This is a genomic window from Streptococcus thermophilus, assembly GCF_010120595.1.
In the GTDB taxonomy this organism is placed as follows: Bacteria; Bacillota; Bacilli; order Lactobacillales; family Streptococcaceae; genus Streptococcus; species Streptococcus thermophilus.
The window spans coordinates 160,270-174,232 of the sequence record NZ_CP038020.1; the positions used below are offsets into that span (position 1 = coordinate 160,270).

At 42.0% G+C, this 13,963-nt stretch carries 9 protein-coding genes, 1 tRNA gene and 2 rRNA genes; 1 reads left to right on the forward strand and 11 read right to left on the reverse strand.

The features are described 5' to 3' along the window. Window positions 1-69: 69 nt before the first annotated feature. From E3C75_RS00805 to E3C75_RS00815, 3 genes are all read right to left on the reverse strand, one after another. A 23S ribosomal RNA gene (locus E3C75_RS00805) occupies window positions 70-2,969 on the reverse strand. A gap of 147 nt (window positions 2,970-3,116) precedes the next feature. Further along, window positions 3,117-3,189, reverse strand: a tRNA-Ala gene (locus E3C75_RS00810). Window positions 3,190-3,243: 54 nt separating this feature from the next. Continuing rightward, a 16S ribosomal RNA gene (locus E3C75_RS00815) occupies window positions 3,244-4,791 on the reverse strand. The 16S and 23S rRNA genes sit together here with 1 tRNA gene alongside, the layout of an rRNA operon. A 472-nt stretch (window positions 4,792-5,263) precedes the next feature. Between E3C75_RS00815 and E3C75_RS11065 the strand changes: the two genes are divergently transcribed. Next, on the forward strand, window positions 5,264-5,401 hold the full coding sequence (locus E3C75_RS11065; RefSeq protein WP_014608716.1) for a hypothetical protein: 138 nt from the start codon (window positions 5,264-5,266) through the stop codon (window positions 5,399-5,401). Window positions 5,402-5,512: 111 nt separating this feature from the next. Here E3C75_RS11065 and tgt read toward each other — a convergent pair whose 3' ends face one another. From tgt to E3C75_RS00860, 8 genes are all read right to left on the reverse strand, one after another. Beyond that, window positions 5,513-6,655: a tRNA guanosine(34) transglycosylase Tgt gene (gene tgt, locus E3C75_RS00820; RefSeq protein WP_084829118.1), complete on the reverse strand. Its 1,143-nt coding sequence runs from the start codon at window positions 6,653-6,655 to the stop codon at window positions 5,513-5,515. A 252-nt stretch (window positions 6,656-6,907) separates the two neighbouring features. Continuing rightward, complete coding sequence (tnpA, locus tag E3C75_RS00825) at window positions 6,908-7,378, reverse strand: IS200/IS605 family transposase (RefSeq protein ID WP_111679783.1); 471 nt, start codon at window positions 7,376-7,378, stop codon at window positions 6,908-6,910. A gap of 180 nt (window positions 7,379-7,558) precedes the next feature. Then, entirely contained in the window at window positions 7,559-7,693 is a 135-nt protein-coding gene (gene rpmH / locus E3C75_RS00830; RefSeq protein ID WP_002953513.1) for a 50S ribosomal protein L34, read from the reverse strand. A gap of 889 nt (window positions 7,694-8,582) precedes the next feature. Further along, window positions 8,583-9,632 carry an RNA-binding cell elongation regulator Jag/EloR gene (gene jag, locus E3C75_RS00840; RefSeq protein ID WP_084829120.1) on the reverse strand — a complete coding sequence of 350 codons (1,050 nt, stop codon included), beginning with the start codon at window positions 9,630-9,632 and terminating at the stop codon, window positions 8,583-8,585. Between the two features lie 11 nt (window positions 9,633-9,643). Continuing rightward, on the reverse strand, window positions 9,644-10,450 hold the full coding sequence (locus tag E3C75_RS00845) for a membrane protein insertase YidC (protein ID WP_002953525.1): 807 nt from the start codon (window positions 10,448-10,450) through the stop codon (window positions 9,644-9,646). Between the two features lie 114 nt (window positions 10,451-10,564). Next, entirely contained in the window at window positions 10,565-10,900 is a 336-nt protein-coding gene (rnpA, locus tag E3C75_RS00850) for a ribonuclease P protein component (protein ID WP_037600055.1), read from the reverse strand. An 84-nt stretch (window positions 10,901-10,984) separates the two neighbouring features. Continuing rightward, window positions 10,985-12,370: an argininosuccinate lyase gene (gene argH, locus E3C75_RS00855; protein WP_071417372.1), complete on the reverse strand. Its 1,386-nt coding sequence runs from the start codon at window positions 12,368-12,370 to the stop codon at window positions 10,985-10,987. 328 nt (window positions 12,371-12,698) lie between these two features. Further along, window positions 12,699-13,898 (reverse strand): argininosuccinate synthase, encoded by a 1,200-nt coding sequence (locus E3C75_RS00860; protein WP_084829121.1) that lies wholly within the window; start codon window positions 13,896-13,898, stop codon window positions 12,699-12,701. Between the last annotated feature and the right edge of the window lie 65 nt (window positions 13,899-13,963).

Below are 13,963 nucleotides of genomic sequence, written 5' to 3' on the forward strand. Positions count from 1 at the left end.
AACTCAAAATTGAATATCTATACTGTATCAAGAAACCAAATCGTTGTCAATATATCTCAGTTACTTTCGTTGGATAAGTCCTCGAGCTATTAGTATTAGTCCGCTACATGTGTCACCACACTTCCACTTCTAACCTATCAACCTGATCATCTCTCAGGGCTCTTACTGATATAAAATCATGGGAAATCTCATCTTGAGGTGGGCTTCACACTTAGATGCTTTCAGCGTTTATCCCTTCCCTACATAGCTACCCAGCGATGCTCTTGGCAGAACAACTGGTACACCAGCGGTAAGTCCACTCTGGTCCTCTCGTACTAGGAGCAGATCCTCTCAAATTTCCTACGCCCGCGACGGATAGGGACCGAACTGTCTCACGACGTTCTGAACCCAGCTCGCGTGCCGCTTTAATGGGCGAACAGCCCAACCCTTGGGACCGACTACAGCCCCAGGATGCGACGAGCCGACATCGAGGTGCCAAACCTCCCCGTCGATGTGAACTCTTGGGGGAGATAAGCCTGTTATCCCCAGGGTAGCTTTTATCCGTTGAGCGATGGCCCTTCCATACGGAACCACCGGATCACTAAGCCCGACTTTCGTCCCTGCTCGAGTTGTAGCTCTCGCAGTCAAGCTCCCTTATACCTTTACACTCTGCGAATGATTTCCAACCATTCTGAGGGAACCTTTGGGCGCCTCCGTTACCTTTTAGGAGGCGACCGCCCCAGTCAAACTGCCCGTCAGACACTGTCTCCGATAGGGATAACCTATCTGGGTTAGAGTAGCCATAACACAAGGGTAGTATCCCAACAACGCCTCACTCGAAACTGGCGTCCCGAGGTCATAGGCTCCTACCTATCCTGTACATGTGGTACAGATACTCAATATCAAACTGCAGTAAAGCTCCATGGGGTCTTTCCGTCCTGTCGCGGGTAACCTGCATCTTCACAGGTACTAAAATTTCACCGAGTCTCTCGTTGAGACAGTGCCCAAATCATTACGCCTTTCGTGCGGGTCGGAACTTACCCGACAAGGAATTTCGCTACCTTAGGACCGTTATAGTTACGGCCGCCGTTTACTGGGGCTTCAATTCATGCCTTCGCTTACGCTAAGCACTCCTCTTAACCTTCCAGCACCGGGCAGGCGTCACCCCCTATACATCATCTTACGATTTAGCAGAGAGCTGTGTTTTTGATAAACAGTTGCTTGGGCCTATTCACTGCGGCTGACCATCAGTCAGCGCCCCTTCTCCCGAAGTTACGGGGCCATTTTGCCGAGTTCCTTAACGAGAGTTCTCTCGCTCACCTGAGGCTACTCGCCTCGACTACCTGTGTCGGTTTGCGGTACGGGTAGAGTATAATTAACGCTAGAAGCTTTTCTCGGCAGTGTGACATCACTAACTTCGCTACTAAACTTCGCTCCCCATCACAGCTCAATGTTAAAGATATAAGCATTTGACTCATATCACACCTCACTGCTTGGCCAGACACTTCCAATCGTCTGGTTTAGTTAGCCTACTGCGTCCCTCCATCACTATATACTCTAGTACAGGAATATCAACCTGTTGTCCATCGGATACACCTTTCGGTCTCTCCTTAGGTCCCGACTAACCCAGGGCGGACGAGCCTTCCCCTGGAAACCTTAGTCTTACGGTGGACAGGATTCTCACCTGTCTTTCGCTACTCATACCGGCATTCTCACTTCTATGCGCTCCAGCACTCCTCACGGTACACCTTCTTCGCACATAGAACGCTCTCCTACCATACCTATAAAGGTATCCACAGCTTCGGTAATATGTTTTAGCCCCGGTACATTTTCGGCGCAGGGTCACTCGACTAGTGAGCTATTACGCACTCTTTGAATGAATAGCTGCTTCTAAGCTAACATCCTAGTTGTCTGTGCAACCCCACATCCTTTTCCACTTAACATATATTTTGGGACCTTAGCTGGTGGTCTGGGCTGTTTCCCTTTCGACTACGGATCTTAGCACTCGCAGTCTGACTGCCGATTATATCTCATTGGCATTCGGAGTTTATCTGAGATTGGTAATCCGGGATGGACCCCTCACCCAAACAGTGCTCTACCTCCAAGAGACTTAACATCGACGCTAGCCCTAAAGCTATTTCGGAGAGAACCAGCTATCTCCAAGTTCGTTTGGAATTTCTCCGCTACCCACAAGTCATCCAAGCACTTTTCAACGTGCCCTGGTTCGGTCCTCCAGTGAGTTTTACCTCACCTTCAACCTGCTCATGGGTAGGTCACATGGTTTCGGGTCTACGACATGATACTAATGCGCCCTATTAAGACTCGGTTTCCCTACGGCTCCGTCTCTTCAACTTAACCTCGCATCATATCGTAACTCGCCGGTTCATTCTACAAAAGGCACGCTCTCACCCATTAACGGGCTCGAACTTGTTGTAGGCACACGGTTTCAGGTTCTATTTCACTCCCCTCCCGGGGTGCTTTTCACCTTTCCCTCACGGTACTGGTTCACTATCGGTCACTAAAGAGTATTTAGGGTTGGGAGATGGTCCTCCCAGATTCCGACGAGATTTCTCGTGTCTCGCCGTACTCAGGATACTGCTAGGTATAAAGACTATTTCGAATACGAGGCTATTACTCTCTTTGGCCTACCTTCCCAGGTAGTTCTTCTATAATCTTTAAGTCCACGTTGCAGTCCTACAACCCCGAAGAGTAAACTCTTCGGTTTGCCCTCTTGCCGTTTCGCTCGCCGCTACTAAGGCAATCGCTTTTGCTTTCTCTTCCTACAGCTACTTAGATGTTTCAGTTCACTGCGTCTTCCTCTACATTACCTTAACAGTAATGAGTGACAGGCATTACCTGCCGGGTTCCCCCATTCGGACATCTCTGGATCATTGCTCACTTACAGCTCCCCAAAGCATTTCGTCGTTAGTCACGTCCTTCATCGGCTTCTAGTGCCAAGGCATCCACCGTGCGCCCTTATTAACTTAACCTTATTTTTGGCCTTTCGACCTAACTCATTAAATATTCACAGCGTTTCGGTTTATTTTCTTGTTACTATCTATATGTAATTACTTACATATGGAATTTGATATAGATATTCAATTTTCAATGGACAATACTTGAATCTTTCGATTCAATGGAGCCTAGCGGGATCGAACCGCTGACCTCCTGCGTGCAAAGCAGGCGCTCTCCCAGCTGAGCTAAGGCCCCACAAGACCTCTCAAAACTAAATAAGAAACTCAAGTACATTCCGTTTTTCCTTAGAAAGGAGGTGATCCAGCCGCACCTTCCGATACGGCTACCTTGTTACGACTTCACCCCAATCATCTGTCCCACCTTAGGCGGCTGGCTCCAAAAGGTTACCTCACCGACTTCGGGTGTTACAAACTCTCGTGGTGTGACGGGCGGTGTGTACAAGGCCCGGGAACGTATTCACCGCGGCGTGCTGATCCGCGATTACTAGCGATTCCGACTTCATGTAGGCGAGTTGCAGCCTACAATCCGAACTGAGATTGGCTTTAAGAGATTAGCTCGCCGTCACCGACTCGCAACTCGTTGTACCAACCATTGTAGCACGTGTGTAGCCCAGGTCATAAGGGGCATGATGATTTGACGTCATCCCCACCTTCCTCCGGTTTATTACCGGCAGTCTCGCTAGAGTGCCCAACTGAATGATGGCAACTAACAATAGGGGTTGCGCTCGTTGCGGGACTTAACCCAACATCTCACGACACGAGCTGACGACAACCATGCACCACCTGTCACCGATGTACCGAAGTAACTTTCTATCTCTAGAAATAGCATCGGGATGTCAAGACCTGGTAAGGTTCTTCGCGTTGCTTCGAATTAAACCACATGCTCCACCGCTTGTGCGGGCCCCCGTCAATTCCTTTGAGTTTCAACCTTGCGGTCGTACTCCCCAGGCGGAGTGCTTAATGCGTTAGCTGCGGCACTGAATCCCGGAAAGGATCCAACACCTAGCACTCATCGTTTACGGCGTGGACTACCAGGGTATCTAATCCTGTTCGCTCCCCACGCTTTCGAGCCTCAGCGTCAGTTACAGACCAGAGAGCCGCTTTCGCCACCGGTGTTCCTCCATATATCTACGCATTTCACCGCTACACATGGAATTCCACTCTCCCCTTCTGCACTCAAGTTTGACAGTTTCCAAAGCGAACTATGGTTGAGCCACAGCCTTTAACTTCAGACTTATCAAACCGCCTGCGCTCGCTTTACGCCCAATAAATCCGGACAACGCTCGGGACCTACGTATTACCGCGGCTGCTGGCACGTAGTTAGCCGTCCCTTTCTGGTAAGCTACCGTCACAGTGTGAACTTTCCACTCTCACACCCGTTCTTGACTTACAACAGAGCTTTACGATCCGAAAACCTTCTTCACTCACGCGGCGTTGCTCGGTCAGGGTTGCCCCCATTGCCGAAGATTCCCTACTGCTGCCTCCCGTAGGAGTCTGGGCCGTGTCTCAGTCCCAGTGTGGCCGATCACCCTCTCAGGTCGGCTATGTATCGTCGCCTAGGTGAGCCATTACCTCACCTACTAGCTAATACAACGCAGGTCCATCTTGTAGTGGAGCAATTGCCCCTTTCAAATAAATGACATGTGTCATCCATTGTTATGCGGTATTAGCTATCGTTTCCAATAGTTATCCCCCGCTACAAGGCAGGTTACCTACGCGTTACTCACCCGTTCGCAACTCATCCAAGAAGAGCAAGCTCCTCTCTTCAGCGTTCTACTTGCATGTATTAGGCACGCCGCCAGCGTTCGTCCTGAGCCAGGATCAAACTCTCATTAATACTTTAATAATTGTTCGAGCGTTAACTCATTACCGTCGTCTGACGATTTATTCTTGTAAATTGACAGGTTATATTTCTTCTATCATAACCCTGCACTTGGTTTCTTATTCAGTTCTCAAAGGTCTTTGCCTCTCTTGAGACAACTTCTATATTCTAGCAAAGACAGAATATCTTGTCAACACTTTTTTTGAAGTTTTTTTCTCTTCTTCGTGCTGGCCGTCTCTCACGAAACAGCTTATTTATAATATCATCCCTTCTTAAACTTGTCAATAGCTTTTTTTAAAGTTTTGGAACCTTTACGAGTTAGAGACAAATCGCTTAAGACAACTTTTATATCTTAGCACCCTTTTGGATAGCTGTCAAGAGGTTTTAAAAACTTAAATATACAATACAAGAGATAAGTACACAATAAAAACTCATAAGATTTTCTTGTAAAATAGAATTGAACGAACTAGTTACGAAAGGAAGTCTTATGAGCTACCATCATTTTTCTATGTCACTTCATCGTCATCGTGCTCGTGCCAGTATTCGTAAGCACCGCCATCGTGGAAAGACAAGTCATCAGACTATTCAACTGCAGGAAAGCAAACTTAATAATAGGCCACGATAATGTCTTAACTGAAAAACACCTTATGAAGTATTCTAAGGGGAAAGTATGCACTTAATTTGACAATTCAAGAAAGAAAAAAAGCAGTAAATTCGGTACTGCTAAATAAATTATTTAAAAATTCCTGTTACTCGCATTATACCCATATTTTTCAATAAAGTCTTGACGAAACTCGAGTAAGTTGTCATCAACAATAGCTTGGCGCACCTTGGCCATCAAATTTACTAGGAAATAAAGATTATGATAACTTGTCAAACGAATTCCAAACGTCTCATCTGCTTTCAACAAGTGTCTCACATATGCACGTGTGTAATTCTTACATGTGTAACAATCACACTCTGGATCAATTGGGCTAAAGTCTTCTGCATAGGCAGCGTTTTTAACTACTAGGCGTCCATTGCTAGTCATACACGTCCCATTTCGAGCAATCCTTGTCGGCAAAACACAGTCGTACATATCGACTCCACGGATAACACCATCAATCAAACTATCTGGCGCCCCTACTCCCATAAGGTAACGCGGTTTGTTTTCAGGAAGTAGAGGTACAGTAAAATCTAGTACGGCATTCATCTCTTCATGAGTTTCTCCAACCGCAAGACCACCAATAGAATACCCTGGAAAATCCATAGAAACCAAATCATGCGAAGATTGTCTGCGAAGGTCTTCGAAACCAGCTCCTTGTACAATACCAAAAAGCCCTTGATCGTGTGGCCGACGATGGGCTTTTAGTCCACGCTCTGCCCAACGACTCGTACGTTCGATAGATTTTTTGACATAATCATATGGCTGGTAAAATTGCGGACATTCGTCAAAGCTCATCATAATATCTGAGCCGAGATTATTCTGAACTGAAATAGCTTTTTCAGGAGAAAGAAACATCTTACTTCCATTAAGGTGATTTTTAAAGGTTACACCTTCCTCTGAAATGTTTCGCTTTTCCGCCAATGAGTAAACCTGGAATCCTCCACTATCTGTAAGAATGGCTTGATCCCAATTCATAAACTTATGGAGTCCACCAGCTTTAGCAATAAGCTCATCACCAGGTCTCAGCCATAGATGGTAAGTATTTGCCAAAATAATTCCTGAACCCATCTGCTTTAGTTCTTCAGGGGATTGCGTTTTTACAGTAGCTTGGGTACCGACAGGCATAAACATCGGTGTTGGAAAAGTGCCATGAGGCGTTATAATTTCTCCTAGGCGTGCTCCTGTGTATTTTTCTTTCTTTATAAGACGATATTTAATAGGAAAATCAATCATTTAAACTCCTTACATTAGGAAAAACAGTCCTAAGTATTTTTTAGCGAGCGGACATTATCCACAACTGCATTAGTGTATCAAATTTTATAAGAATTGTCAGCTCTCTATTTTCAAACTGTCGATTCAAACTCTTTAAAGCTCATCACCTAACAATTTCATCCGAAGCTACCAGCCGAGGCCTAAAGGCCTACCGAATGGTTTCCCTTCAGCACCACCTTTGCTAGCTGACCCGACTAGCGGGTCTATTTTAGACTACTTTCTTTTATTCTTCTCACCTGTAAACGGATCATATTCCTCGAAAAGACTGAGCTGATCTGCTATCACGTCTTCTTGTAATTGATTACGAATATATGCTTCAATTCGCTTCTGATTTCGCCCAACCGTATCAACATAAAGCCCTCGACACCAAAATTTGCGATTCCCATATTTATACTTTAAATTAGCGTGTCGGTCGAATATCATTAAGCTACTTTTACCCTTTAAATATCCCATAAATGAGGAGATAATTAGCTTCAGTGGTATACTCACCAACATGTAAATATGATCTGGGCAAGCTTCTGCTTCATGAATTTCAATGCCTTTTCTTTCACATAATAATCGGAAGATTTGACCAATACTTGCTTTGTATTTCCCATAGATTATTTGACGTCTATATTTTTGGGCGAAAACAATATGATACTTACAATTCCAAGTAGTATGTGCTAAACTATTATTCTGTCTTATCAAGAATCCTCCTTTAATATACTAATTAATGGTCGGAAAACCTTATCTAATGAAACACTTTAGTTGGAGGATTATTTGATACATCGCTAAAAGCTTTTCGAAAACCACTAGCACAGCTAATGGTTTTCGAAAGACAACAAAAAAGCAACAGTCTCGAGCACTGTTGCTTTCATGAATGTCTTAAGCTGCAAGAACTTTACGTCCTTTACGACGACGAGCTGCAAGAACGCGACGTCCGTTTTTAGTTGACATACGGTGACGGAATCCGTGTTTACGTTGACGACGGATTTTACTTGGTTGATAAGTACGTTTCACGTTGAATACCTCCTAATAGATTTTCGTATTCGTTTAGCCGGCTATTTTTGATCAGTTACTAAACATACCATATTATTTTATAGTAATAGCATGCTCTTGTCAAGAAATACTTAGAGATTATTTTCACCATAGCTTGAAGTACTAGAAAATTCATTAGTAAAAAGAACAGACCGATAACCGTAGTAGAATGGTTTTAAAAATCTAGTATATATCACCCTCCTTAACTCCTCACACTATCAATATTTAGTTATAAGGATTTAACTATTTTTGCAATATTTTTGAGCTTTATTTTTTGCTTTTGCACACTCATATATTCAACACGTGCAAGCTAAGTGACTTTGAATAGTTTAATGCCACAAGTTTTTAGGATTTAATATTTTAAAACTTTGGTGTAGTCTTGCGCAAAAGGAAAAAATCTTGGGTGTATTATGTCTAGTAATGATCCATACCGTATCACCAAGTCTACAAGTCTCTATAGACTTTCATATTTATATCATGAGCTATGTCTCTTCTCCTATATGTGGCATCGAATTGTAAAACAGGATCAAACTTCTCTTTGTACAAATCAAAGATTCTAATGCCTTGTAGGGGGGTGATAAATTCTTTTTTTCAGTCTCTAGTATAGAGAGATTGTAGCTATTGTTGTTTGGATATGCGTAGATAATCGAGACCTCCATTATTTAGCTCCTTCCATATAGATAGTTATTCGATTCCTTTTGCTCTTATCTCTCCCGCTTCCAGTTGTGATTAACTTTTCCTTTAGTTTGGTAGTATTACGTTTCATTTTGACCCTGTTTTCACTTTGTTAGACAGCGACTACTTTTCATTGTCAAAAAAAAACTTGCCTTAAAATAAGACTAGTTTTTGCAAGCAATAAACTCTATTCTAATTATACTTTTGTCACCACAACATAACGATTAGGATCATCACCTTCTGAGTGACTTTCTACACCTTCAATTTGAGAGAGATACTTATGAATGATTTTACGTTCGCTGTTGGTCATTGGATCCATCACATACTCTCTCCCTGTTTCTTTTACTTTGGCTGCTATTTTTTCTGCTAAATCAATCAGAGTCTCTGTACGTTGCTCCAAATAATCACGAACATTAAGAACAACACTAGAGCGTTTAGAATGACGGTCGTGCACATAATTTTGTGCTAAAAGTTGTAAAGACTTAAGAACCCTACCGTGATAGCCAATAACACGTCCTGGCTGGTTTGTCTCAATCTGTATAATGATATTACGACGATTGTGACTAACCTCCAGACTAGCATCAACATCCATTTCATAGATGATTTTTTCAAGGTAAGATAAAACGTCATCTGCAGCTGATTGAACTTCTTCAAAATTGCTTTCAGAAGATTCAACTGAACTAAACTCAGATGCCACAAAAGAGCTGAAATCATCTTCTGATTCTGAAGTTTCTACATTCTGAAGTTGAGCAACAGGTTCTAGTTTGGGCGCAAGAGAAGTAACCTTAGGTTCTGTAGCATCCTCTTCTGATGACTCGTGCTTAACAGATAAAGGAATGATTGTCGCCTTTGGCTGCTCCTGTATTTTACCAGGCACCTCTTCCCCAAAGGTCTCAGTAGCCACTGGTTGCTTTAAGATTTCCTGTGCCTCTCCCTTATTATCTGAAACCGTAATAAGCTTTGTCACTTTCTTGAAAGCAGTAGTTTCTTCTTTGGAACTTGTAACAAAATCATCCGGCTGCTTTACAGCATCAGGGGCCACTTTAATAACATCGCGATCAGCTTTGTGAGCTATTTCTTCAATGATTGGTTCAACGCTAACTTGGGCAGGTTTCTTTCCGAACCCTAAAAAACCTTTCTTCTCACGAGAAATCACCTTAATATGAGCCTTCATACGTGGTAGATTAAGGTCTCTCAAACCTTTCTCGATAGCTTGTTCAACTGTTCGTCCAGAATAGACTACCATAAAAAGCCTCCTTATTTACGTTTATTCGCCTTTTTCTTGGCACGACGAATCTTAGCTTTACGTTCTTTTTCTTCTGCTTCCAAACGGTTACGCTCAGCAATGATTTTAAATGGGTTATTAAAAACTAAAATTTGAACGACTTGGAAAGCATTCGAAACTGTCCAATAAAGTGCTACCCCTGAAGAAATCTGTGTCCCAAACCAAAAAATAAAGATTGGAAGCATGATATTCATGACAATAAGCATAGCACTACGATCTTTAGCAACCTTATTCGTCAACCAAGTTGAAAGGAAAGTAAAAGCTGCCGCCAGAATCGGAAGAATGAAGTACGGATCTTTTTGACCAAGATCAACCCACAAGAAGGATCCTTCTCGCAACTCTGGCACACGTGTAAGAGCTCCATAAAGAGCCATCAAAATAGGAAACTGAATTATGAGAGGAAGGAAACTTGCGTAAGGATTTACACCATGCTCTTTATAAAGTTCTTGTTGTGCATAAGCCAGGGCCTCACGATTCTCTCGGCCAGGATACTCACTCTGTAAGCGACGTAACTCTGGCTGAAGCTCTTGCAATTCACGACTTGACTTAATTTGGCGGTTATACAAAGGAATCATGACCGCACGAATCAAAATCGTAAAAATGATAATACCTAATCCAATGGATCCTCCAAATGAGAGTCCTTGAATAGCCTTACCAAAGGTTAAAATGAGACGTTCCCAAACGCCACTAGATTGACTTGTAACGTCACCATGTCCACAAGCCGACAAAAGCAAGAGAGCTCCTGTCCCTAAAATAGATAAACTAAGTTTTTTCTTCACTAAAAACTCCTTTAAAATAGACCAGAGAACTAGTTTTCTTCGTCCATTAAGATGATTCATGAGACCATGAACAATCTTAGTCATTCCTATAATGTAACGAAGCAAGGCAATTGTCTAGTCTTTATACAACTTTGCTATTTTTAAGACATGAACGAGATTGCTATAAATGTCTTGGTAACTTAAGTCCTCAACACCTTTACGAGCAATAACGACAAAATCTTGATGTTCTAACTGAGATGACATGTCCATCAGTGCATGTCGTAGACGACGTTTTACCCGATTCCGAGTAACCGCATTACCAAGACGCTTACTAACTGATAAACCTACTCTAAAATGAGGTAGATTACGATCCAGACAGTAGACTACAAATTTTCGATTAGCAACACTGTGTCCTGCATCAAATAATGCTTTAAAGTCTTTCTCTTTCTTAACGCGATAAGATTTTTTCAAAATGTGACTCCAAACTCAAAATTAGTACTATTATATCATAAATAGCAAAAAAGCCCAAAACCTTATGGTTAGGGGCTTAGAGACTTACTTGTTGAGACTTTGCTGAGCTTCTTTGATTTGCCATTTAACTTGATCAAAACCTGTCCCACCAAGAGAATGACGACGCTCAACAGCAGTGTGAGACTTTAATGTTTCATAGATATCCTCTTCAATCAAATCTGAAACTTCTTGATAACGTTCAAAAGGAACATCTTGAAGGTAATAACCTGCTTTAGTACACTCGAGGACAAGCTTCCCTACAATTTCATGAGCTTCACGGAATGGAAGTCCTTTAGTTGCAAGGTAATCCGCCAATTCCGTAGCATTTGAGAAATCTTTTTCTGTCGACTCTGCCATATGCTTGTCGTTAACAGACATAGTATTGAGCATACCTGCAAGGATGTCAATAGCGACAGTAATCGTTTCTACCGTATCAAACATACCTTCTTTATCTTCTTGTAGATCCTTATTATAAGCCAAAGGTAGTGATTTCATCACGGTCAATAGTCCAATCAGATTACCATAAACACGACCTGATTTCCCACGAATAAGTTCCGCCATATCTGGATTTTTCTTTTGAGGCATAATGGAAGATCCTGTTGAAAAAGTATCCGAAAGAGTTACAAACTTAAACTCGTTAGAGCACCAGTTAATGATTTCTTCACAAATACGTGTCATATGCATCATAAGGATACTTGAATTTGACAAGAATTCGAGAATAAAGTCACGATCGGAAACAGCATCTAGAGAATTACTATATGGTTTTGCAAAGCCCATTAAATCAGATGTCATATTACGATCAATTGGGAAAGTTGTCCCTGCTAAAGCGGCAGCACCAAGTGGGGAAATATCGGTATGCTTGATATTAAATTCAAAACGTTCAGAATCACGTGTGAACATATTGTAGTAAGCCATCAAGTGGTGACCAAAAGAAATCGGCTGAGCATGCTGTAAGTGGGTGTACCCTGGCATAATTGTGTAAGTATGTTTATCTGCTAGACTGACCAAGGTATTACGTAAGTTATCAATTTTCTCAATAACTTCCACGAGTTTGGCTTTCAGATACAAGTGCATATCTGTCGCTACTTGGTCGTTACGTGAACGCGCTGTATGAAGCTTTCCTGCCACAGGTCCAATTTTAGCCGTTAGAAGACTTTCTATATTCATATGAATATCTTCGTTGGAAACATCGAATTCTAGCTTACCAGCCTTATATTCCTCCAGAAGCTCTTCCAAGCCCTGTTTAATTTGCAAAGCCTCCTCTTGAGCAATAATTCCTGTCTCACCCAACATGGTTACATGGGCAATAGAGCCTTTCAGATCAAACTCAGCCATCTTTTGGTCAAAGGAGATTGAAGCACCAAATTCTTCTACCCATTTTTCAAGACTAGCTTCGAACCGACCGCCCCATAGTTTATGATTTTCTGCCATAGTTTTTATGTTGAAGATTTTCCTAAACGATAAGATAACCTTCCGTCCTTTCTTAATACTTATAACAAGTAATGACCTCTTAGGCCACAATATTTTAAATGAAAAAAGCTAGATATTTTTTGTCTAGCTTAGTTTGTCTCTCTGGACACTTGTTTTCCTAAAAACCGATCTCAGTCGTAGTTTATTTAGGATCGTGACGCCTCGCAGAACGTCTTCACGAGAATAATATAAGTTATAAGAAAAGAGTATCAGATGCGGCTCCCTGTCCACTTTTATCTGATATTAAGAAGTTTCTTCTCATATCCTGCTTTTCTTATGAAATCTGTTATTATTTGTCAAATGGATGGTTAACTTGAGAATTTACCTGTGTTGGAAGTCCCCAAAGCTTGATAAATCCAATCGCAGCATCTTGATCAAAGCTGTCGGCTGATGTGTAAGTAGCCAAGTTTTCATCATACAATGAATTAGCTGATTGACGTGCGACTACTTGTGCATGCCCTTTGTAAAGTTTTACTTTAGCGATACCATTAACTACTTTTTGTGTTTCCTTGATATAAGCAATGATAGCTTCTGTTGCCGGACTAAACCACAAAGCGTTATAGATGAGATTTGACAATTCATTTTCAAGAATTGGTTTAAAGTGAGATACTTCACGAACCAAAGTTAAATCTTCAATTTCTTTATGAGCTGTCAAAAGTGCAATAGCTCCTGGGCATTCATAAATTTCACGTGACTTGATACCCACAAGACGATTCTCAACGTGGTCAATACGTCCAACGCCATGCTTACCAGCGATAACATTCATTTCTTGGATAAGGTCAGCCAATTTCATTTCTTTACCATTAAGAGCAACTGGTTTCCCTTCCTTAAAAGTTACATCTACATACTCAGCTTCATCGGGTGCAGACTCTGGTGAGTTAGTAATTCCAAAAGCTTCTTCCGGAACTTGGTTCCAAGGATTTTCAAGAACACCACACTCATTGGCACGTCCCCAAAGGTTTTGGTCGACTGAGTAAGGATTATCACGGTCTGCCGGAACTGGAACACCATTAGCCTTAGCATACTCAATTTCTTCCTCACGAGACCATTTCCATTCACGTACTGGCGCTACTACTTTAAGACTTGGATCTAGGGCAGCGATGGCAACTTCAAAACGAACTTGGTCATTACCTTTACCAGTACAACCGTGAGCGATGGTTGTTGCACCTGTTTTATGAGCAATTTCAACTAATTTTTTAGCAATAATTGGACGGCTAAGGGCTGAAACTAAAGGATATTTTTGCTCGTAATAGGCGTGAGCTTGAAGTGCTGGAAGCACATAATCTTCAGCGAACTCATCTTTGACATCAAGAACATAAGACTCAACAGCTCCAACAGTCAAAGCTTTGTCATGTATAAACTCTAAATCTTTACCTTCACCCACATCCATACAAACAGCAATAACATCGTAATCTTTTTTAAGCCATGTAATAGCGACTGAGGTATCAAGACCTCCTGAATAGGCAAGAATAACTTTCTCTTTTGACATATTATTTTCTCTTTTCTTATATTTTCTTAGGGTTGCTATCTCTATCAACCTTACGAGATAAATTA

Coding starts and splice junctions, on each gene's coding strand:
- E3C75_RS11065 (WP_014608716.1), top strand. CDS start 5,264: ATGAGCTACCATCATTTTTCTATGTCACTTCATCGTCATCGTGCTCGT.
- tgt (WP_084829118.1), bottom strand. CDS start 6,655: ATGATTGATTTTCCTATTAAATATCGTCTTATAAAGAAAGAAAAATAC.
- jag (WP_084829120.1), bottom strand. CDS start 9,632: ATGGTAGTCTATTCTGGACGAACAGTTGAACAAGCTATCGAGAAAGGT.
- argH (WP_071417372.1), bottom strand. CDS start 12,370: ATGGCAGAAAATCATAAACTATGGGGCGGTCGGTTCGAAGCTAGTCTT.
- E3C75_RS00860 (WP_084829121.1), bottom strand. CDS start 13,898: ATGTCAAAAGAGAAAGTTATTCTTGCCTATTCAGGAGGTCTTGATACC.